The organism is Cupriavidus laharis (assembly GCF_914271435.1).
In the GTDB taxonomy this organism is placed as follows: domain Bacteria; phylum Pseudomonadota; class Gammaproteobacteria; order Burkholderiales; family Burkholderiaceae; genus Cupriavidus; species Cupriavidus laharis.
In genome coordinates, this window is record NZ_CAJZAI010000007.1 from 52,029 (window position 1) to 71,222 (window position 19,194).

18 protein-coding genes and 1 tRNA gene are annotated in these 19,194 nt (G+C 65.0%); 15 read left to right on the plus strand and 4 right to left on the minus strand.

The features are described 5' to 3' along the window. Nucleotides 1-23: 23 nt before the first annotated feature. The gene (locus LDO29_RS15475; RefSeq protein ID WP_224080675.1) at nucleotides 24-797 is read right to left on the minus strand and encodes a sulfite exporter TauE/SafE family protein; all 774 of its coding nucleotides are present in this window, start codon (nucleotides 795-797) and stop codon (nucleotides 24-26) included. Nucleotides 798-963: 166 nt separating this feature from the next. Here LDO29_RS15475 and LDO29_RS15480 point away from each other — a divergent pair, with 166 nt between their 5' ends. The 4 genes from LDO29_RS15480 (at nucleotide 964) to LDO29_RS15495 (ending at nucleotide 5,372) form a co-directional block, all read left to right on the plus strand. Continuing rightward, nucleotides 964-1,905 (plus strand): CysB family HTH-type transcriptional regulator, encoded by a 942-nt coding sequence (locus LDO29_RS15480; protein WP_224080676.1) that lies wholly within the window; start codon nucleotides 964-966, stop codon nucleotides 1,903-1,905. A gap of 97 nt (nucleotides 1,906-2,002) precedes the next feature. Then, nucleotides 2,003-3,151, plus strand: a complete 1,149-nt coding sequence (locus tag LDO29_RS15485; RefSeq protein WP_224080677.1) for a methyltransferase — start codon at nucleotides 2,003-2,005, stop codon at nucleotides 3,149-3,151. A gap of 124 nt (nucleotides 3,152-3,275) precedes the next feature. Then, nucleotides 3,276-4,448, plus strand: coding sequence for an ABC transporter substrate-binding protein (locus tag LDO29_RS15490; RefSeq protein WP_224080678.1), 1,173 nt, complete (start codon nucleotides 3,276-3,278; stop codon nucleotides 4,446-4,448). Nucleotides 4,449-4,493: 45 nt separating this feature from the next. Beyond that, nucleotides 4,494-5,372 (plus strand): NAD(P)-dependent oxidoreductase, encoded by an 879-nt coding sequence (locus LDO29_RS15495; protein WP_224080679.1) that lies wholly within the window; start codon nucleotides 4,494-4,496, stop codon nucleotides 5,370-5,372. A gap of 9 nt (nucleotides 5,373-5,381) precedes the next feature. On the opposite strand, the gene LDO29_RS15500 is transcribed toward LDO29_RS15495, so the two are convergent. Then, on the minus strand, nucleotides 5,382-6,287 hold the full coding sequence (locus LDO29_RS15500; RefSeq protein WP_224080680.1) for an alpha/beta hydrolase: 906 nt from the start codon (nucleotides 6,285-6,287) through the stop codon (nucleotides 5,382-5,384). 91 nt (nucleotides 6,288-6,378) lie between these two features. Here LDO29_RS15500 and LDO29_RS15505 point away from each other — a divergent pair, with 91 nt between their 5' ends. The 11 genes from LDO29_RS15505 to LDO29_RS15555 all read left to right on the plus strand — a co-directional run bounded on the left by LDO29_RS15505 (nucleotide 6,379) and on the right by LDO29_RS15555 (nucleotide 16,666). Then, nucleotides 6,379-6,741, plus strand: coding sequence for an HNH endonuclease (locus LDO29_RS15505; RefSeq protein ID WP_224080681.1), 363 nt, complete (start codon nucleotides 6,379-6,381; stop codon nucleotides 6,739-6,741). Nucleotides 6,742-6,821: 80 nt separating this feature from the next. Further along, nucleotides 6,822-6,906: transfer RNA gene (locus LDO29_RS15510), tRNA-Leu, on the plus strand. A 232-nt stretch (nucleotides 6,907-7,138) separates the two neighbouring features. Continuing rightward, nucleotides 7,139-7,384: a hypothetical protein gene (locus LDO29_RS15515; RefSeq protein ID WP_224080682.1), complete on the plus strand. Its 246-nt coding sequence runs from the start codon at nucleotides 7,139-7,141 to the stop codon at nucleotides 7,382-7,384. A 217-nt stretch (nucleotides 7,385-7,601) separates the two neighbouring features. Further along, the gene (locus tag LDO29_RS15520; protein ID WP_224080683.1) at nucleotides 7,602-8,075 is read left to right on the plus strand and encodes a Panacea domain-containing protein; all 474 of its coding nucleotides are present in this window, start codon (nucleotides 7,602-7,604) and stop codon (nucleotides 8,073-8,075) included. Next, a complete protein-coding gene (locus LDO29_RS15525) occupies nucleotides 8,075-8,470 on the plus strand; it encodes a hypothetical protein (RefSeq protein ID WP_224080684.1) in 396 nt (131 codons plus the stop codon). Before LDO29_RS15520 ends, LDO29_RS15525 begins: the two co-directional genes overlap by 1 nt. A 470-nt stretch (nucleotides 8,471-8,940) precedes the next feature. Further along, on the plus strand, nucleotides 8,941-9,171 hold the full coding sequence (locus LDO29_RS15530; protein ID WP_224080685.1) for a DUF1484 family protein: 231 nt from the start codon (nucleotides 8,941-8,943) through the stop codon (nucleotides 9,169-9,171). Between the two features lie 210 nt (nucleotides 9,172-9,381). Continuing rightward, nucleotides 9,382-10,170: a class I SAM-dependent methyltransferase gene (locus LDO29_RS15535; RefSeq protein WP_224080686.1), complete on the plus strand. Its 789-nt coding sequence runs from the start codon at nucleotides 9,382-9,384 to the stop codon at nucleotides 10,168-10,170. Nucleotides 10,171-10,424: 254 nt separating this feature from the next. Then, complete coding sequence (gene loiP, locus LDO29_RS15540; RefSeq protein ID WP_224080687.1) at nucleotides 10,425-11,177, plus strand: metalloprotease LoiP; 753 nt, start codon at nucleotides 10,425-10,427, stop codon at nucleotides 11,175-11,177. Between the two features lie 261 nt (nucleotides 11,178-11,438). Beyond that, the gene (aspT, locus tag LDO29_RS15545; RefSeq protein ID WP_224080688.1) at nucleotides 11,439-13,142 is read left to right on the plus strand and encodes an aspartate-alanine antiporter; all 1,704 of its coding nucleotides are present in this window, start codon (nucleotides 11,439-11,441) and stop codon (nucleotides 13,140-13,142) included. Between the two features lie 108 nt (nucleotides 13,143-13,250). Beyond that, the gene (aspT, locus tag LDO29_RS15550) at nucleotides 13,251-14,936 is read left to right on the plus strand and encodes an aspartate-alanine antiporter (RefSeq protein ID WP_224080689.1); all 1,686 of its coding nucleotides are present in this window, start codon (nucleotides 13,251-13,253) and stop codon (nucleotides 14,934-14,936) included. Between the two features lie 104 nt (nucleotides 14,937-15,040). Further along, entirely contained in the window at nucleotides 15,041-16,666 is a 1,626-nt protein-coding gene (locus tag LDO29_RS15555) for a bifunctional aspartate transaminase/aspartate 4-decarboxylase (protein ID WP_224080690.1), read from the plus strand. A gap of 256 nt (nucleotides 16,667-16,922) precedes the next feature. On the opposite strand, the gene hutG is transcribed toward LDO29_RS15555, so the two are convergent. Further along, nucleotides 16,923-17,735 carry an N-formylglutamate deformylase gene (gene hutG, locus LDO29_RS15560; RefSeq protein WP_224080691.1) on the minus strand — a complete coding sequence of 271 codons (813 nt, stop codon included), beginning with the start codon at nucleotides 17,733-17,735 and terminating at the stop codon, nucleotides 16,923-16,925. Nucleotides 17,736-17,786: 51 nt separating this feature from the next. Beyond that, nucleotides 17,787-19,193, minus strand: a complete 1,407-nt coding sequence (locus LDO29_RS15565; protein WP_224080692.1) for a formimidoylglutamate deiminase — start codon at nucleotides 19,191-19,193, stop codon at nucleotides 17,787-17,789. Nucleotide 19,194 lies beyond the last annotated feature (1 nt).

Genomic DNA, 19,194 nt, shown 5'->3' on the forward strand with positions numbered 1-19,194 from the left:
GGTCCGTTCAGTATTCGTTGAATTCAGGAGACGAGCTTGATGGCGACCAGGGTCAGCGTGGTGGCCAGGGCCGCGCGCACCAGGCGCTCGGGCAGCGCGCGGGAGAGCTGAGCACCCAGCCAGATGCCGGGGATCGAGCCCACCAGCAGCGCCAGCAGCAGATTCCAGTCGACGGTGCCGAGCCACACGTGGCCCAGCCCGGCCAGCGCCGTCAGCGGGACGGCGTAGGCGATGTCGGTGCCGGCCACCTCGGCCGGCTTCATATGGGGATACAGCAGCAGGATCAGCGTGGCGCCAACCGCGCCGGCACCGATCGACGACACCGTGACCAGCGCCCCGATCACGGCGCCGACCACGATGGTGGCAATCACCTGTGCGCGGCCATGCAGCTGGAAGCGCGGGTTGCGCCCGAGCCAGGCCAGCATCTGCTTGCGGAACAGCAGCGACAGCACGGTCAGCAGCACCGACACGCCGATCGTCACGCGGATGGCATGCAGCCACTGGGCATCGAGTTCGCCGGCGCTCTTGAGGATGAGGATGGCGATGGCCGCGGCAGGCAGGCTGCCGATGCACAGGCGACGCACGACCTGCCACTGCACATGCCCGTGCGCACGGTGCGCAAGGGTGCCGAAGCCCTTGGTGATGGCCGCGAAGGCGAGGTCGGTGCCCACGGCGGTGGCCGGCGAGAAACCGAACAGCAGCGTCAGCAGCGGCGTCATGAGCGAGCCCCCGCCCACACCGGTCAGACCGACGAGGACGCCTACCAGCAAACCAGAAACGGTATAGGCAAGGGACATGGGGAAGGCTCGGCTGAGCCAGTCCGTCTTGCCGGCGCCACTTTCAGGGTGGCAACTGCGGGCGCAATGCGGGCTGGCCATTCATTAACAAAGTTCGAGAATCGTAATAAACTGGCCTCATACCTCAAACTAATAAGAAGTTGTTTGTTTATACGATCGAAGTTATATGAACCTGCACCAGTTTCGTTTTGTGCGTGAAGCGGTACGCCAGAACTACAATCTGACGGAAGCCGCAAAAGCGCTCTATACATCACAACCGGGTGTATCCAAGGCCATCATCGAGCTGGAAGAAGAGCTGGGTGTCGATATCTTCACGCGCCATGGCAAGCGCATCCGCAGCCTGACCGAGCCCGGGAGGCGCATCCTCAACTCGGTGGAAAAGATCCTGCAGGAGGTGGAAAGCCTGAAGCGCGTGGGCATGGATTACGCCGCACAGGATCAGGGCAACTTCACCATTGCCACCACTCACACGCAGGCACGCTATGCCCTGCCGCGGGTCATTAGCGAGTTCACCAAGCGCTACCCGAAGGTGCGGCTGTCGATCCAGCAGGGCAACCCGGCACAGATTGCCGACATGCTGCTTCATGACCAGGCGGACATCGGCATCGCCACCGAAGGCATTTCCGACGAAAAGACCCTCGTCTCGCTGCCCGGCTACCAGTGGCAACATGTGGTGATTACGCCACCAGACCATCCACTGCTGGAAAAAAAGCACCTGGCGCTGGAAGACCTGAAGGGCTACCCGCTCATTACCTATGACCCGAACTTCGCCGGTCGACCCAAGATCGACAAGGCCTTCGCGCTGCGCCACCTGGAGCCGGACATCATCCTGGAGGCCATTGACGCCGACGTGATCAAGACTTACGTGGAAATCGGGCTCGGCATCGGCATTGTCGCGGGCCTTGCCTACGATGCCGAGCGCGACCGCAACCTGCGCGGCATTCCCGCCGGCCACCTGTTCGGCACCAATGTGACGCATCTGGCCGTCAAGCAGGGCGCCTACCTGCGCAGCTTCGTCTATACCTTCATCGAACTGTTCTCACCGACGCTGAACCGCAAGCTGGTGGAGCAGGCCATGTCGGGCGAGCACGAGGCCTACGAACTCTGAGCCCCGGCACCTCCGCCCTCCCTTTCTATATAAGCAGGACACTATTCATGCACCTTTCCCTGGCACGCCCGTGCCACCCGCAGCCGGAGGCCCGCCCGTGAGCGAATTCCCGCAGATCCACTGGACCGAGGACGGCGCGGAACACAGTGCGCGCTGGCGCTCGGAAGCCGGCCTGCCGCCGCCGCGCCGCGTGGTGGTGGCCGATGACACCACCTCCGCCGATACCGCCTACCGCCTGGCCTGCGAAGGCACCGCGCTGCTGTGGCGCGGCGATTTCCAGAACGCACGCCAGCTGCTGCAGGCCATGGCCCGCCGCACCGAGCGCAAACCGAAGAAGAAGAGCCGGCCGGGGCACAAACCCGCCGCGCCCGAGTCGACGATGGAGGCATTCCACCAGCACCGGCTGGCCCAGTCGCAGCGCGCACGCACGCTGGGCATGCTGTTGCTGCCGTTCGAGGCCGGCCACACCGTACCGCTACGCCGCGCGCCGGACGTCAGCCAGGCGTGCGAGCAGGTCTACGGCGACGCCGGCGAACCCTACGTGGCGTCGATGCGCGAGCTGCTCGGCATGATCGGCGCCTACGAATGGCGCCGCAAAGGCGTGGAGATTCCCGCGCTGGGCGCGCGCATCCACCCGTGGTATGGCGTGTTCTCGCCGGTACGCGGCGAGTACGTGGACCTCGTCGCCAACGAGCCGCTGCCGGCGAAGACGCTTGCCTTCGACATCGGCACCGGTACCGGCGTGCTGTCGGCCGTGCTGGCCCGACGCGGTGTGCAGCACGTGGTGGCCACCGACCAGGATCCCCGCGCACTGGCTTGCGCACGCGAGAACATCGAACAGCTTGGCGTGGCCGGCCAGGTGGAAATCCTGGAAGCCGACCTGTTCCCGCCGGGACGCGCGCCGCTGGTCGTGTGCAACCCGCCCTGGGTGCCGGCACGGCCGAGCTCGCCCGTGGAACGTGCGGTCTACGACCCCGACAGCGCCATGCTGCGCGGCTTCCTGGACGGGCTGGCCGCGCACCTCGAACCCGGCGGCGAAGGCTGGCTGCTACTGTCCGACCTCGCCGAACACCTCGGGCTGCGTTCGCGCGAGCAACTGCTCGGCTGGATCGACGCGGCCGGACTGCAGGTGCTGGACCGCTCGGACATCCGCCCGCGGCACCCGCGCGCTACAGACGCTGCCGACTCGCTGCACGCGGCGCGCTCAGCGGAAGTAACCTCGCTCTGGCGGCTGGGTGTGAAGTAAACAGCCGGGAACCCGCCAAATGCGGATCACCGTCCACTCCGCTATGCTTGTTGCCTGACCGCTTTTCTCTCCCGTCGGGGGAGAGAAGCGGCCGAGGAAAAGAAAACACATCAAGAGGAGAACCATGCCCAACCCGTTGCGCCGCGCGCTCGTCATCGCCTGCGCCTCCGCCACCGTACTGATTGCCAATGCCGCCCAGGCCGACATTCGCGTCGGCATCGACGTATCGACCACCGGCCCCGCAGCGTCGATCGGCATTCCGTCGAAGAACACCGTGCTGATGTGGCCACAGACATTGGGCGGGCAGAAGGCGCACTACATCGTGCTGGACGACGCGACGGACCCGTCCGCCGCCGTGCGCAATGTGCGCAAGCTGATCTCCGAGGAAAAGGTCGATGTGATCGTCGGCCCCAATATCACTGCCACGGCACTGGCCTCGCTCGACGCCATCCGCGAAGGCGAAACGCCGATGGTCACGCTGGCCGCATCGGCCACGATCGTCGAGCCGCAGAGCGACCCCAAGCGCCGCTGGGTCTTCAAGATGCCGCAGAACGACTCGCACATGGCGACCGTGCTGACCGAGTACATGAGCAACCATGGCGTCAAGTCGGTTGGCTTCATCGGCTTCAATGACGCTTATGGCGAAAGCTGGTGGCGCGAGTTTTCGCGGCTGGCTGACGTGCGCAAGATCAAGGTTGTGGCCAATGAGCGCTTCTCGCGCGCCGATACCTCGGTAACCGGGCAGGTCCTCAAGCTGATGGCCGCCCATCCGGATGCCATCCTCATCGCCGGCGCCGGCACGCCCGCCGTGCTGCCGCAGAAGACGCTGGGCGAGCGCGGCTACAAGGGCAAGGTCTACCAGACTCACGGGATCGCCTCGTGGGAATTCCTGCGCATGGGCGGCAAGGACGTGGAAGGCACCCTCTTCCCGACCGGCCCGGTGGTGGTGGCGCGCCAGCTGCCGGACGGCCACCCTGTGAAGAAGGTCGCACTGTCCTTCGTCAACCAATATGAAGGCAAGTACGGCCCTGACACCGTCACCCAGTTCGCCGGCGACGCCTGGGGCGCGTGGCAACTGCTCGACGACGCCAGCCGCCGCGCGCTCAAGACCGGCGCGCAGCCCGGTACCCCCGCATTCCGCCACGCCCTGCGCGATGCGCTGGAAAATACCAACAACCTCACCGTCCCCAACGGCGTGCTGAACCTGTCAGCCAAGGATCACCAGGGCTTCGACCAGCGTTCGCGCGTGATGGGGATTATCCGCAACGGCAAGTTCGCCTACGCACCGGACCAGTGATCCGGCGCGGGGCGGCTGTCGGATCAGCAACAAGGAAGTCCTGACATGACCGCATCTCCATCGACTACCGTCGCCTTCATCGGCCTGGGCGCCATGGGCTCGCACATGGCCCGCCACCTGCTGGCCGCGGGCCACACGGTGCGCGCCTTCGTGCGCCGCCCCGAAGCGGCCGAGGCAGCACGCACATTCGGTGCCGAACCCTTCTTCACACCCGCCGAAGCCGCGCGCGACGCCAGCGTGGTGTTCACCAACGTGACATCGTCGGAGGACGTGCGCGAGGTGCTGCTCGGCGAGAACGGCGTGATCCATGGTGCCGCGCGCGGTACCGTCTGCGTGGACCACAGCACCATCTCGCCGATCGTCACGCGCGAGATCGCCGCCGCGCTGGCCGCACGCGGCATCGACATGCTGGACTGCCCAGTGTCCGGCGGCACCGCCGGGGCTGAGGCCGCCACGCTGACCATCATGGTCGGAGGCAAGCCCGAAGTGCTGGAAGGCGTGCGCCCGCTGCTGGCGCTGCTTGGCAAGACCATCACCCACATCGGCGACCACGGCGCCGGCCAGGTAGCCAAGCTGTGCAACCAGATCGCGCAGGTGGTCAACATCGAAGGCATCGCCGAGGCCATGCGCTTTGCCGCCGCGCAGCAGGTCGATACGGCGCGCGTGTTCGAGGCCATGTCCACCGGCATGGCCGGCAGCCGCATGCTGGACCTGATGGGTCCCAAGATGGTCGCGCGCGACTTTGCCGCGGGCATCGAGGCGCGGCTGCATGACAAAGACTTCGGGCTGGCGCGCGACATCGCGCAGGAAATCGGCCTGAAGCTGCCGGCCATGCAGGCCACGTCCAGCCAGCTTCAGGTGCTCATGGAGAAAGGCTGGGGCAAGGACGATACGTCGTCCCTGCTGCGCGTGCTGGAAGGGTAAGCGTGCGAGCTACGTCCTGACGCCCGTCAGCGCCAGGACGGCACGCAGCAGCGTGCTGCTGGGATTGGCCAGGTCGTCCATCACGTTGAAATGGTGGCGGCCCGGCAGCGGCACATCCTGCGCCGCATTGGCTGGCCAGGCTGCACGGATCAACGCGTTCTGGCGGTGGTACTCGGCGGTTTCCAGTTCGCCCACGGCCGTCACCAGCGGCGCGTGCGTCGCGGGCCGCATGAACGCCGGCGACAGGCGCGCTACGTCGGACTCTGACAGGCGCAGGTCGCGCTGCAGGAATTCGGCGCGCCGCAGCGGCTCCAGGTCGTACAGGCCGCTGATGGCCAAGCCGCCCTTTGTGAGGTCGTCCGGCAAATCCGGCCCCACCTGCGGCCACAGCGCCGCCATCAGCATGGCCACCAGGTGGCCGCCAACCGAATGGCCCGCCACGAAAATGCGCGAGTGGTCATGGCCCAGCTTCTCCGATTGCCGGTACAGCCATGCCACGCTGCCCACCACCTGGCGCACGATAGCCGGCACCGTCACGGACGGGCACAGCGAATAGTTCACGACCGCCACCGACACGCCCAGCCGCGGCAGCTCGCTGGCCACGAAGCTGTGGTCGCGCTTGTCCAGCGCGCGGAAATAGCCGCCATGCACGAACACCAGCAGCGGCGGGCGCTCGCCAGCGCCCGGAAAATAGTCCAGCCGCTCGTCCTGCGCGTGGGTCGAACCCGGTGCGGCATAGCTGAGATCTTCCAGGTAGCCGCCACGCGCCCGCACCTGTGCCGACAGCGACGCCCAGCGCGCCATGTGCTCGGCGTTGTCCGGCACGCGCGCGCGGTTGTTGTATTCTCGCTCGTAGAAGGCCGGGTCCTGCGAAGGCAACCGGGCCAGGCTGGCCAGGGAGGATTGTGCGGGCATGGCGTGCTCGGCGTCGTGGCAAACCCTGCCATCGTAGTCCCTGTCCGGCCCGTGCGGATATCCGTGCCAATACCACTCACCGGATTGCGCCATGGTCGTCAAACGCAGTCTCCGGGCCGGCCGGGACGACCAGCTCGGCCCGCCCGTGCCCAAGCCGGATGCCACTGCCGGCCGCTGCCCGCTCTGCGGCAGGAAGCTTATCGAAGGCCCGAGCACCGACCTCCACCACCCCATCCCGCGCAGCCACGGCGGCCGCGACACCGTGCCGATGCACCGCGTCTGCCACCAGAAGATCCACTCAGTCTTCACCGAAGCCGAGCTGGCAGGCGGCTTCCACGACTGGGAAGCGCTGCGGCGCCACCCCGCCATGGCCGACTTCATTCGCTGGATCGCCCGCAAGCCGCCTGAATACTATGACCGCAGCCGCCACACCACTGAACGCCGGGGCTGCTGAGGGATCCGAAGGTTGTCGGGCGAGGGGATTTGCGGCATAATTCGCGGCTCAGCGCGGTGCCGGTTCCGGCGCCCACACCTGCCCGGGTGGTGAAACAGGTAGACGCAGGGGACTCAAAATCCCCCGCCGCAAGGCGTGTCGGTTCGAGTCCGACCCCGGGCACCAAATACATACCAACGTAGTCCCACGAAGGCCCCCCAGAGAATCAAGATCTGTGGGGTTCTCTATTCCCAGCATTGTTCGACATAGCCCCACTCCATCCGGGGGTACTTGGGGGCATTTCTGGGGGCACAAGCCATATGCCTCGACCGTCGCCATTCTGCGCGACATCACCAGCGAACTTCCCAAGCTGACCACACGGGCAGCGACCATCACCGGATAGTTTGACGGCGCATTCGTGCTGCCGGATACCGTGATCGATGACCGATGCAATCCAGAGTGCACGGAGCAAGCCGCTCAGCCCTCCTTCGGCTCCACCAGAATGTCCATCGGGGCACCGAGCGCCGCAGAGATTTTGCAGCACATCAACGGTTCCGTCTCGCTTGCGCTTCTCGATCTGGCTGAGATAGGGTTTGCTGAGCTCTGCCGCGCCTCCCACCTGGTGGCCATTGCACGGCGGCAGGCAGCACATGTCGACTTCTGAGTGCTTTCTACGGTTGTGCCAGCCGACTGGAAATAGGCTGCGGCGCCCATATTTCAACAAACGGCGGGGTGCATAGTGCTACATAGTGATGCATAGTGATAGTTAGTGATCCCTAGTGATACACTCCGACCCTGATTTGGACCATCCGGGAACCGTAGGCGGCACGCTACAACGTCCCCCGGCAGGCTCGGCGGTATGGTTTTGCAACGGAGGTGTTATGGCTTACCCGACGATGGCGGTCGCCAATGCCTTCATTCAGAAGGCAAAGGAAGGACGCCTTCCCGATCTGTCACCAATGAAGCTGCAAAAGCTTCTGTACTTCGCCCAGTCTTGGCACCTGAAGTGGAAAGACGGCGAGCCGCTGATTGATGACACATTCTCCCGATGGAAATTCGGGCCGGTCATCCCCTCGCTGTACCACGAGTTCAAGCACTACGGCGCATCCGCGATTGATCAATTCGGTACGTTCCTATCGCCCCAAGGGGGCGGGTATTCGCTTGTCCAGCCCACGGTGCCCGCCGATGACGCTTATACCTGGGCAGTCATCGATGAGGTAATCCGGGCCTACGGCGGCTACAGTGGCGCCCAGCTCTCCGGCATTACACATCGCCCCGAGTCCGCATGGACGATCACCGGCGGCCCGGATGGTGGCCCCATTTCCAATGAAGACCTGATGCGGCATATCGGCTGATGGGTGGGAAGCCCAGCGTTCCATCCATCCCTGCTATTGTTCTTGGGCAGCCGGTAGCATCCACGGAAGACGCGCCGGCCCGCACGCTCAACGAACGCCAGGCCGATGAGCCTATCGTCCGCGAGTTTGTCCAGGATAGCCAGGCGAATCGCCTACTGCGAGCCGACTATGCCGACAAGGCTTATTGCCTGGCGCAAGCCTGCATCGCATTTTGGATCGTGGCCATTGCTACGGTCGCCGCGGTGAAGGGTTTTTTCGACAAGCAGATCCTGAGCGATACCGTTCTCGTAGCCGTGACGACCGGGGCAACGATCAATGTTCTTGCCGCTTTCCTTGGCGTGATTCGAGGCCTGTTCCCGAGCAATCAGAAGGACGACAAGAAACCTGCCAAGTAGGCGCACGGTGAGCGACACACGCCTGATATGGCTATCGCCAGCAACAGCAATGGGGGAGTGGTATCGGGTCCATGCTACTCGGGAAACGAGACGTGAGACGCTCTATCAAGGCGCAGAAACAGTACTGGCCGCCGCAGGCCCGAGGATACGGCGACATTTGCAGCCCCCCCCAAAAATCAGATTCCTCTCGTCGACACCCGATGGCCGAAGCAAGACACTGACGCCGTCACCGAAAACATCGGTGATCGGGCGTGGAAACCCGAACGAGAGTGATGCCAATGGTTGCTACAAGCCATTGGCATTCCGCTTCTGATTGTCATTGTTCAAAGGCAGGCCGGGCGGGGCAGCGCGAGCTGACCGGCTTTGGCTTACCTCTCGTCCGGGTTTCCACCCCCGCCGTCGGGCCTGCCACCTCCCTTCTCCAGGCATCTCGTGCAGGCCCTTCCATTTGAATAGATCGAGGGGTTCGAATGACAATCGCAACACAGCCGCAAGCCATCCCAACACCAGGCATCGACAGCGCTGTCATCCTTCAAGGCTACGAGCAGCTGCAAAAAGTCAGCGCCGGCATGAATGGCGTATTGGCACTGCTTGAACAACAGAGCGAGACCTCCGAAGCCAGCTTCAGCGTCTACTGTCTGGTGGACTGCCTCAAGGGGCAGATGGAGCAAGCACTGGAACGTACTGTGTTCGTACACTGACGGGCTGAACGCCAGCGGTATCGTGATGTGCGATACCGCCGCTCGCCAGGACTCAGCAGGCTGCGTTTGCCTCATACCGCTCGGCCAGTTCACTCGCTCTGAGGCCTTCCGCACAAACGTCATCAACCTTTACGATGAAGCGGCCCCTGATTGTTACTAAGCTCGAACATCCAGACCCCTTCCCGTAACTGTCCCCGGACAGGAGGAAATATGACGACGGCAGCCACATCCACACGCTCCGTGCTGGCGCAACGATTCAAGCAACGGCTGAAGCCCTTGATGCCGGCGTGGTTGCTGAAGTTTCACCGCGACCGTGTGATACGCAGGGAAGGCTCGCTGTATGAAGGCAAGTCACTGGGCGATGTGTTCACCCATGTGTATAAAACCGGCGCCTGGGGCGTGGCCGAAGATCAGTCGGGGTTCTACAGTGGCAGCAGTTCCCATGATCCGAAGATTGTCGAACCCTATGTGAAGGCCGTGACCGAGTACCTCAGCGCGATGCCGGAGCCGCCGTCCGTCGTCGACCTCGGCTGCGGCGACTTCAATGTCGGCAAACGCATTCGCGCCGTTTGCGGACGCTACATCGGCTGCGACGTCGTGGACGCAGCGATCCAGTCGAACCGCACGAGATTCGCCGACCTCGACGTCGACTTCCGCTGCGTCGACATCACGGCCGATCCGCTGCCTCCGGGCGACATCGTGTTCCTGCGCCAGGTGCTCGATCATTTGGACAACGCGCGCATTGCTACCGTGCTGTCGAAGCTGGGGCCATACAAGGTGCTGATCCTGACCGAGTACCTGCCGCAGAGCGCGAACTTCACGCCCAATCTGGACAAGACGATCGGCTCGCACCTGCGCCTGTTCGGGGCGCAGCCGAGCGGGCTCGTGCTGACCGCGCCACCATTCAACCTGAAAGTGCTGTCCGCGCGGATTCTTTGCGAAGTTCCGGACAGCGGCGGTGTCATCCGCACCATCGCCTACGAATTGCCGGGGCGCTGAGCGCCGGAAAACGGGAGCCGTCACGTCAATGTGCACGGGACGGCTCTCCCGTATTCTGCCCGCCGTATCACACGTACATTTCGCGTCACAGAAACGCTCGCGGGTTTCCCGGCAGCGTTATTCGACGCCCGACCTTCCCACCTGCCGGCCCCCTGGACGTTGCACGCGCATCCTTGTCGGACGGAATCCACTGGCGCATCCGCTTGCGGCTTTCCTATGCTATGCATTGGTCAATCCCGCCCCGGAGCCCAGCCATGACGCGATACGCGCGATATGCCGTCCCTGCCATTGCCTGCATTGCCCTGCAGGCCGGTTGCGCCAACATGAACATGGACAGCATGACGCAAGCGGGCGGCAGCCTGTTCTCGGCCGCCACGCTGACCGATGCCAACGTCAAGACCCTGTCCGACCAGTCCTGCGCGGAAATGGACAAGAAGAACACCATTGCGGCAGCGGACAGCACCTATACCAAGCGGCTGGCCAACGTGATGAGCGGCCTGGGCAACACCGGCCTGCCGCTGGACGCCAAGGTGTACATGACCCAGGACGTGAACGCCTGGGCGATGGCCAACGGTTGCGTGCGTGTCTACAGCGGCCTGATGGACCTGATGTCCGACGATGAAGTCCGCGGCGTGGTGGGGCACGAGATCGGCCATGTCGCGCTGGGCCATACCAAGCACGCCATGCAGGTGGCGTACAGCACGTCGGCCGCGCGCGGCCTGCTCGGCTCGCTGGGCAGCCCGACACTCACCGCACTGACATCGTCGCAGCTCGCCGACCTTGGCGAGCAATTCATCAATGCGCAGTTCTCGCAACGGCAGGAAAGTGCCGCGGACGACTATTCGTTCGACCTGCTGACCAGGAACGGCGCCAACCGCCAGGCGCTGGCCTCCGCATTCCGCAAGCTGGCGACACTCGATGGCGGCCAATCCAGCATGCTCAGCAGCCACCCCGGATCGCTGGAGCGCGCCAAGCACATCGAGGCACGGCTAGCCGGCGGCAAGTAGCGCGGCGCCCCCGATCGGGTGAACTGCGGCCAGGCCGCCACGCTGCGGCGCAGCAGCCATTGATCGCACATTGACCGCATTTAATTCACGGACAAAAGCTTTCAGTACGCCGGTTGCACCCCGACAGTGATAATCCATCACGCTGCATCCCCTGCGGATGCTGGTGCGTACTGGCCTGCACGGCCGCGCGTTTCGGGCGGCCGTGCGCGACGGCACGTATCCGCGCTATGCCGCACGATCCAAGGATATCGCTGCCGCGCCATGGAATTGCTTTCAGGCCTGCTTGCCTCGCAACCGGAGATTGCGCTCTTTCTTGCGCTCGCGATCGGCCATGCCATTGGCGCGATCCGGTTCGGGCCGTTCCAGCTCGGCGGCATCTGCGGCACGCTGATTGCCGCGCTCGTGATCGGGCAAAGCGGGTCGCGGCTCGATGATGATGTCAAGAACGTTGCCTTCGCCGTCTTCATCTTTGCGCTGGGCTTCACCGGCGGTCCGCAGTTCTTTGCCAATGTCGGGCGCGAATGGCGCATCGGGCTGCTGTCGGTCGTGGAAGTCTTTGTACTGCTGATCCTGCTGGCCATCGCAGTGCCGCTGCTCGGGCTGGACCAGGGCACGGCCGCCGGCCTGCTCGCCGGCGCCGCGACCGAGTCAGCCGTAATCGGCACCGCGTCCGAAGCGATTTCCCGGCTGGGCGTCTCGCCGGAGCAAGTGCGCGTGCTGCAGACCAATATCGTCACGGCGTACAGCGTGACCTACCTGTTCGGACTGGTCTCGATCGTCCTGTTCACGAGCCAGTTCGCACCCTGGTTGTTACGCGTGAACCTGCGTGAATCCGCCGGGAAGCTGTGGCAGAAACTCGGTGGCGAGAACGACATGGGCGAAGGCCAGAGCAGCGCGCTGCCGCTGCTGGTCGCACGCGTGCTGCGTGTGGAAGGCGTGGCCGGCAACTCCGTACTGGAAGCCGAAAAGCTGGTCGCGCTCGGCGTGACGATCCGGCGTGTGCGGCGCGACGGGAATACGTTCCGGCCGACGCCTGCGGAGGTCCTGCGTGCCGGTGACGTGGTGCTCGCGGTCGGCCGGCGCGACGCCATGGTGACCTTCACCGGCCTGGTCGGCCCCGAAATGCTCGATGAGCCCGATGCGCCCGGCATGGAAGCCGTGCAGAGCGAGCAGGACGTACTGCTCACGCGGCGCGAAGTCGGCGGCCTGACCCTCGCGCGGCTGCGCCAGATGGCTGATGTCGGCATGGGCCGCGGCGTCTATATCCAGCGCATCGCACGCATGCAGCACAGCGTCCCCACGCTGCCGGAGACCGTGCTGGAGCGTGGCGACGTGCTGACGCTGACCGGCCCGCAGGAAGCCGTGCAGCGCGTGGTGCCGGAACTCGGCTACCCGGTCACGCCGACCATCAAGACGGACTTCGTGTTCCTGGGCATCGGCGTGCTGCTGGGCATGCTGATCGGTTCGTTTAGCGTCAGGCTTGGCCAGGCCGATCTCACGCTGGGCACGGGCGGCGGTTGCCTGGTGTCGGGCCTGATGTTCGGCTGGCTGCGCGCGCGCGTGCCGCTGTTCGGCTCTCTGCCCTCGTCCGCCGCCGAGATCCTGAAGGACTTTGGCCTGGCCACGTTCATTGCCGCCGTGGGCCTGTCGGCCGGCCCCGACGCCATCAAGCTCATTCGCGAATACGGCCTGATTTTGCCGGTAGCGGGCATCCTGGTCTCGGTGGTACCGGCCGCGATATCGCTGTTCATCGGCCACCGCTGGCTGAAGCTCGATACGCCGATCCTGCTCGGCGCTGTCGCCGGCCAGCACTGCAGCACGCCGACGATCATGGCGCTGACCAGCGCAGCCGGCAACGGCACCCCGGTGATCGGCTACACGATCACGTATGCGATTTCCAATGTCCTGCTTCCGCTGCTGGGCCCCGTGTCGGTGGCCATGGCGGGAGCGCTGGCAAGGCATTGACAGACGCGGCACGCAGATACCGCGCGAGAAGACTGTCCCTGCAACAACCCGACAGCAGTTTGTCGAAATCGTCGTCTCAACTCGCATCGCTCGCTTCAGGAGGGCACCATGGAATGGTTGCATGACATCTTCCAGAAATCGCCGGAATCAGCGCTATTCCTGTCGCTGGCCGTCGGCTACGCCATTGGCAAGATCACGTTCGGGCGCTTTCAGCTCGGTGGTGTGGCCGGCTCGCTGCTGGCGGCGGTGGTGATCAGCCAGTTTGGCGTCCAGATCGACAATGGCGTCAAGGCAGTGATGTTTGCCGTCTTCATCTATGCGGTGGGCTACGAGAGCGGCCCGCAGTTCTTCAACTCGCTGAACCGCAGTTCGCTGCGCGAGATCGCCATGGCTGTCTTCATGGCGGTATGCGGGCTGGCCACGGTGGTCGTGCTGGCCAAGATCTTTGATCTCGACAAGGGCATCGCGGCCGGCCTCGCCGCAGGGGGCATGACCCAGTCAGCCATCATCGGCACGGCAGGCGATGCGATCACCAAGCTCGGCCTGCCGGCGGACGAGGTGAAGCGGCTGCAGGCCAACGTCGCGATCGGCTATGCCGTCACCTATGTGTTCGGCTCGCTCGGCGCGATCATCGTCTGTGTGAACATCCTGCCGCGCTTCATGAAGGCGGACCTCAAGGTCGAGGCCAAGAAGATGGAAGCCAAGCTGCACGGCGGCCTGCCGCAGTTTGGTCCGGGCCAGCGTGGCGCGCTGTCGCGCCTGACGGGCCGCCTGTTTCGCGTCACCGACGCTGCCGGCAAGACCGTTTCGCAGATCGAGATCGGCGGCGAAGACCTGGTCACGGTCGAGAAACTCCAGCGCGGCGGCAAGCAGATCGAGGTCAAGCAGGACGAGGTGCTCAAGGAAGGCGACCTGGTCCTGCTGGTGGGCCGCCGCGACGCCATGGTGCCAACCGCTTCGCAGATCGGCGAGGAAGTCGCGGACGCGGAGGGCATGGGCGTGGTCATGCAGACGCGCAAGGTGGTCTTCACCACCAAGGGCATGAACAACAAGACGGTCGCGGAGATTGTGGAAATGGTGGGACGCGACATGCGCCATGGCGTCTATATCGAACACATCGAGCGCTATGACAACCCGCTTCCGCTGCTGCCCGAACTGAAGCTGCAGCATGGCGACATCCTCACGCTCTATGGCACGCCGGCCGATACCAAGCGCGCGTCGCAGATGGCGGGCTATGAGCTGGTGCCGAGCGAGAAGACCGACTTTGTCTATTTCGGCGCCGGCGTGCTCGTAGGTCTGCTGATCGGCCTTCTGGTATGGCGCGTGGGCTCGATCCCGCTGACGCTCGGTGCCGGTGGCGGTGCACTGCTGTCCGGCCTGGTATTCGGCTGGGCGCGGTCCAAGCACAAGATGTTCGGCGCGATGCCTACCGCTGCCTGCCAGCTGCTCAAGGATTTCGGGCTGGCCTCGTTCGTCGCCATCGTCGGCATCAACTCAGGCCTGCAGGCTGCCACCACGTTGAAGCAACAAGGCCTGACCATCTTCATCCTCGGTGCCGTTGTCACGCTGCTGCCGCTGTTCCTGACCATGTTCTTCGGCCGCTATGTGCTCAGGTACGACAACGCGGCACTGCTCGCCGGCGCGCTGTCCGGCTCGCGCAGCGCCAACCCCGCGTTCGGCGGCATCCTCGACAAGGCGGAAAGCCCGGTGCCGACCGTGCCTTTTGCCATCACCTATGCCATCGCCAACGTGCTGCTGACGCTGCTCGGACCGCTGGTGGTGGGCCTCGTGTAGCGGCCCCGCTGTTTCATCGTCATCGCCTTTCCTGCTGAGCGGGGCCGTCCCTACCCTTACGGCCCGCCAGCGCCAACCCGACAAGCGTCTTAAAGGAGCAAGTCATGAGCAAACCGGATATGTCCAAGCTGGCCAGCCTCTCGCCGTTTGAACTGAAGGATGAACTGATCAAGCTTGCCAGCAGCGATGCCGACCGCCTGATGCTGAATGCGGGCCGTGGCAACCCGAACTTCCTCGCCACTATCCCGCGCCATGGCTTCTGGCAGCTCGGCCTGTTCGCCATGCGCGAGTCGGAGCGCTCGTTCTCATACATGCCCGAAGGCGTGGGTGGCTTTCCGCGCCGCGAAGGCATCGAAGAGCGCTTCGACCTGTTCGCGCGCGAATTCGCGCACGTGCCCGGCGTGTCGTTCCTGGCCGGTGCGGTGTCCTACGTGCGCGACCAGCTCGGCCTGAATGCCGGTGCCTTCCTCTATGAGATGTGCGAAGGCATCCTGGCCTGCAGCTACCCGGTGCCGGATCGCATGCTAAAGCTGTCGGAAGTTATTGTCGGCCAGTACATCCGCAAGGAGATGATCGGCAATCACCCGTTCATCGGCGAATTCGACCTGTTTGCCGTCGAAGGCGGTACCGCAGCGATGACGTACCTGTTCAACTCGATCCGCGAGAACCACCTGCTCAAGCCTGGCGACACGATCGCGCTGGGCATGCCGATCTTCACGCCGTACATCGAGATCCCCGAGCTGAACGACTACAAGCTGGTCGAACTGTCCGTGGATGCCGACCCCGGCAATCACTGGCAGTACTCGAACAAGGAGCTCGACAAGCTGCGCGACCCCAAGGTCAAGGCCTTCTTCCTCGTCAACCCGAGCAACCCGCCGTCGGTGCGCATGAGCGATGAAAGCCTGGAATACCTGGCTTCGATCATCGAAGAACGCCCGGACCTGATCATCCTGACCGACGACGTGTATGGCACCTTCGCCGACAACTTCGTCTCGCTGTTCGCGATGTGCCCGAGAAACACCATCCTGGTCTACTCGTTCTCCAAGTACTTCGGCGCGACCGGCTGGCGTCTCGGCGTGATCGCCACGCACCGCAACAACATCTTCGACGAAAGGATCGCCCAGTTGCCCGAAGCTGCTCGCAAGGAGTTGCACGAGCGCTATACCTCGATCACCACCGAGCCGGACAAGCTCAAGTTCATCGACCGCCTGGTGGCGGACAGCCGCACCGTGGCACTGAACCACACGGCGGGCCTGTCCACGCCGCAACAGGTGCAGATGGTGCTGTTCTCGCTGTTCTCGCTGATGGACACGCCCGACAGCTACAAGATCGCCATGAAGCGCCTGATCCGCAGCCGCAAGGCCGCGTTGTACCGCGAGATCGGCATCGCGCCGGAGGCGGACGACCCCAATGCTGTCGACTACTACACACTGCTCGACATCGAAGCACTGGGCGGCAAGGCGCTCGGCCCGGACTTCGTCAAATGGGTGCTGGCATCGGTGGAGCCGAACGAACTGCTGTTCCGCCTGGCCGAGGAATCCGGCGTGGTGCTGCTGCCCGGCCGCGGCTTCGGCACGCGCCACCCGTCGGGCCGCGTCTCGCTGGCCAACCTGAACGAATCGGACTACGCGAAGATCGGCCGCTCGATCCGCAAGCTGTTCGAGGAGTACGTGGAGAAGTACAACGCGGCCACCGGCAACAAGGCCGACAAGAACGTGGTGAAGAAATAAGCGCGCTGGCGCCGGACGGCCCGACGGGTGGCGCGTGCCGAAGCCGCGGCCGGGCTACGGTACGCAGAATGCCCAGATGGTGCTGGTGTCGATGATCCACAACGCCGTGCGCCGCGTGGTGATCACCACGCCCTACACGGACTTGGCAGAACCTTTGCAGGCTGGCGGATTCGTTGTCGTGAGGGTAGTGGCTACGGCATGCGCTGGCCCTCACCTGAGGGCCAGCCTGTCCACGCGCCACGGAACATCGCCTTGCTCAGCGCCCTTCCACAAACCCCAGCACCGCCACCAGCATCTGCTTCAACGACGGCTGCAACGCCGAGGCCTTCGCCTCGTCATACGCAAACGGATACGACTCGCTCATATACGCCGACTGCGCCAGCTCCAGCTGCACCGCATGCACGCCGTCACGCGGCTGCCCGTAATTGCGCGTGATATAGCCGCCCTTGAAGCGCCCGTTCAGCACGGCCGTATGGCCGGGCACATCTTGCGCGATCTCCAGCAGCTCGTCGGCCAGCGCCTGGTCGCAGCTCTCGCCGTTGGCCGTGCCGAGGTTGAAGTCCGGTAGCTTGCCTTCGAAGAAGCGCGGCAGCACCGAGCGGATCGAATGCGCATCCCATAGCGCCACGGTGCCGTGCTGCTGGCGCAGGCGTGCCAGCTCTTCGGCCAGCGCGGCATGGTAGGGCCGCCATACGGCGTCACGGCGCGCGCCGATCTCGGCGTCGTCAGGGCCCACGCCATTGGCGTACAGCGGCGTCTTGTCGAAGGTGTCGACCGGGCACAGGCCGGTGGTGTCCTGGCCGGGATAGAGGTTGGCGTTGTCGGGCGGACGGTTCAGGTCCACCACGTAGCGCGAATGCGTGGCCGCCAGGACGGAGGCGCCGAGTTCGCGCGCGAAGTCGTAGAGGCGTTCCAGGTGCCAGTCGGTATCGGGCACGGTGCGCGCCTCGGCAGTCAGCCGCTGCGACACCGTGGCAGGCAGGTAGGTGCCGACGTGCGGCATCGATACCAGCAGCGGACGGGTGCCGCGATGCAGGGTAAAGGCTGGGGTATCGGTAGAAAAGGACATGGTCTGTGCGATGCTGGGCAGCACGCGGCGCAAGTCCGCGTGCTGCCGGTTTCAGTCTGCCAGCAGGCTGGCGCGCGCGGCGACGAACAGCTGGCCGGCTTCCGCCTGTAGCGGATGCGCGCCATGCTGCACGCGGCAACGGCCAGCGGTGCGGACTTCCGCTAGTGTCTCATGACCGTGGTTGGCAAAGACGTGGGTAGCCAGTGCCTGGGCACCGTCGAGCCCCGCCAGCGCGGGATGCGCGCCGTCGAGCACGACGAAATCGGCCTGCTGGCCCGGCGCCAGCCCGGCCACCGCACGCCCCGCGGCACGCGCGCCGCCGGCCACGGCTTCCAGGTACAGGCGATCCGCGACCTGCATGTGCGACTCCGACGCCAGCACATTGCGCTGTTGCAGCGCAAGCCTCTGGCCGTACTCGAACATGCGCAGTTCCTCGGCCACGCTGACGCTGGCATGGCTATCCGAGCCGATGCCCCAGGCACCGTGCTGGGCGAGGTAAGGCGCGGCCTCGAACACACCGTCGCCGAGATTAGCCTCGGTAGTCGGACAAATGCCGGCCACAGCGCCGCTGTGCGCGAGGCGCCGGCGTTCGTCCCAGTCCATGTGGGTCGCATGCACCAGGCACCAGCGCGCATCGACCTCGGCATGGTCGAGCAGCCATTCCACCGGACGGATGCCGGTCGAGGCAATGCATTCATCAACCTCGCGCTGCTGCTCGGCGATGTGGATGTGCACGGGTGCGGTCGGGTCGATCGCGTTCAGGCCGGCCAGCGCGTGCGCAAGGCTCTGCTGCGGCACCGCGCGCAGCGAGTGCGGCGCCAGCCCCAGGCGCGCGCGCTGCTCGGCGCATGCCGGGACCAGCCGCTCCAGCAGCTTCAGCATGGCGTCGGTGTCGTGCAGGAAACGGCGTTGCTCGGCCAGCGGCGGCTTGTCGCCGAAGCCGGCGGTCTGGTACAGCACGGGCAGCAGCGTCATGCCGATGCCGGCACGGCCGGCCGCGCGCAGCAGGCGCAGCGACATCTCGCCCGCGTCGGCGTAGGCCTTGCCGTCGATGTCATGGTGCACGTAGTGGAACTCGCACACGCTGGTGTAGCCGGCGCGCAGCATCTCGATGTAGAGCTGCGTGGCAATGGCCTCCAGCGTATCGGGCGACAGGCGCTGCGCAAAGCGGTACATCAGCGTGCGCCAGCTCCAGAACGAGTCCGCTCCGGCGGGATCGGCGCCCGGCTTCACGCTGCGGTATTCGGTCAGCCCGGCGAAGCCGCGCTGGAACGCATGCGAGTGCAGGTTCGGCATGCCGGGCAGCACCGGGCCGGCCGCGCGCGGCACGCCGGCGGCGGCTGCCGCGCCGGCCTGTACCGTCGTCAGGCGGCCATCGGCGTCCCAGGCCAGCAGCACGTCGCGCGCCCAGCCAGTGGGCAGTAGTGCATGGGGCGCAAGGATGCGTGCTTCATTCATG

Coding starts and splice junctions, on each gene's coding strand:
- LDO29_RS15475 (WP_224080675.1), bottom strand. CDS start 797: ATGTCCCTTGCCTATACCGTTTCTGGTTTGCTGGTAGGCGTCCTCGTC.
- LDO29_RS15480 (WP_224080676.1), top strand. CDS start 964: ATGAACCTGCACCAGTTTCGTTTTGTGCGTGAAGCGGTACGCCAGAAC.
- LDO29_RS15490 (WP_224080678.1), top strand. CDS start 3,276: ATGCCCAACCCGTTGCGCCGCGCGCTCGTCATCGCCTGCGCCTCCGCC.
- LDO29_RS15495 (WP_224080679.1), top strand. CDS start 4,494: ATGACCGCATCTCCATCGACTACCGTCGCCTTCATCGGCCTGGGCGCC.
- LDO29_RS15500 (WP_224080680.1), bottom strand. CDS start 6,287: ATGCCCGCACAATCCTCCCTGGCCAGCCTGGCCCGGTTGCCTTCGCAG.
- LDO29_RS15505 (WP_224080681.1), top strand. CDS start 6,379: ATGGTCGTCAAACGCAGTCTCCGGGCCGGCCGGGACGACCAGCTCGGC.
- LDO29_RS15520 (WP_224080683.1), top strand. CDS start 7,602: ATGGCTTACCCGACGATGGCGGTCGCCAATGCCTTCATTCAGAAGGCA.
- LDO29_RS15525 (WP_224080684.1), top strand. CDS start 8,075: ATGGGTGGGAAGCCCAGCGTTCCATCCATCCCTGCTATTGTTCTTGGG.
- LDO29_RS15530 (WP_224080685.1), top strand. CDS start 8,941: ATGACAATCGCAACACAGCCGCAAGCCATCCCAACACCAGGCATCGAC.
- LDO29_RS15535 (WP_224080686.1), top strand. CDS start 9,382: ATGACGACGGCAGCCACATCCACACGCTCCGTGCTGGCGCAACGATTC.
- loiP (WP_224080687.1), top strand. CDS start 10,425: ATGACGCGATACGCGCGATATGCCGTCCCTGCCATTGCCTGCATTGCC.
- aspT (WP_224080688.1), top strand. CDS start 11,439: ATGGAATTGCTTTCAGGCCTGCTTGCCTCGCAACCGGAGATTGCGCTC.
- aspT (WP_224080689.1), top strand. CDS start 13,251: ATGGAATGGTTGCATGACATCTTCCAGAAATCGCCGGAATCAGCGCTA.
- LDO29_RS15555 (WP_224080690.1), top strand. CDS start 15,041: ATGAGCAAACCGGATATGTCCAAGCTGGCCAGCCTCTCGCCGTTTGAA.
- hutG (WP_224080691.1), bottom strand. CDS start 17,735: ATGTCCTTTTCTACCGATACCCCAGCCTTTACCCTGCATCGCGGCACC.
- LDO29_RS15565 (WP_224080692.1), bottom strand. CDS start 19,193: ATGAATGAAGCACGCATCCTTGCGCCCCATGCACTACTGCCCACTGGC.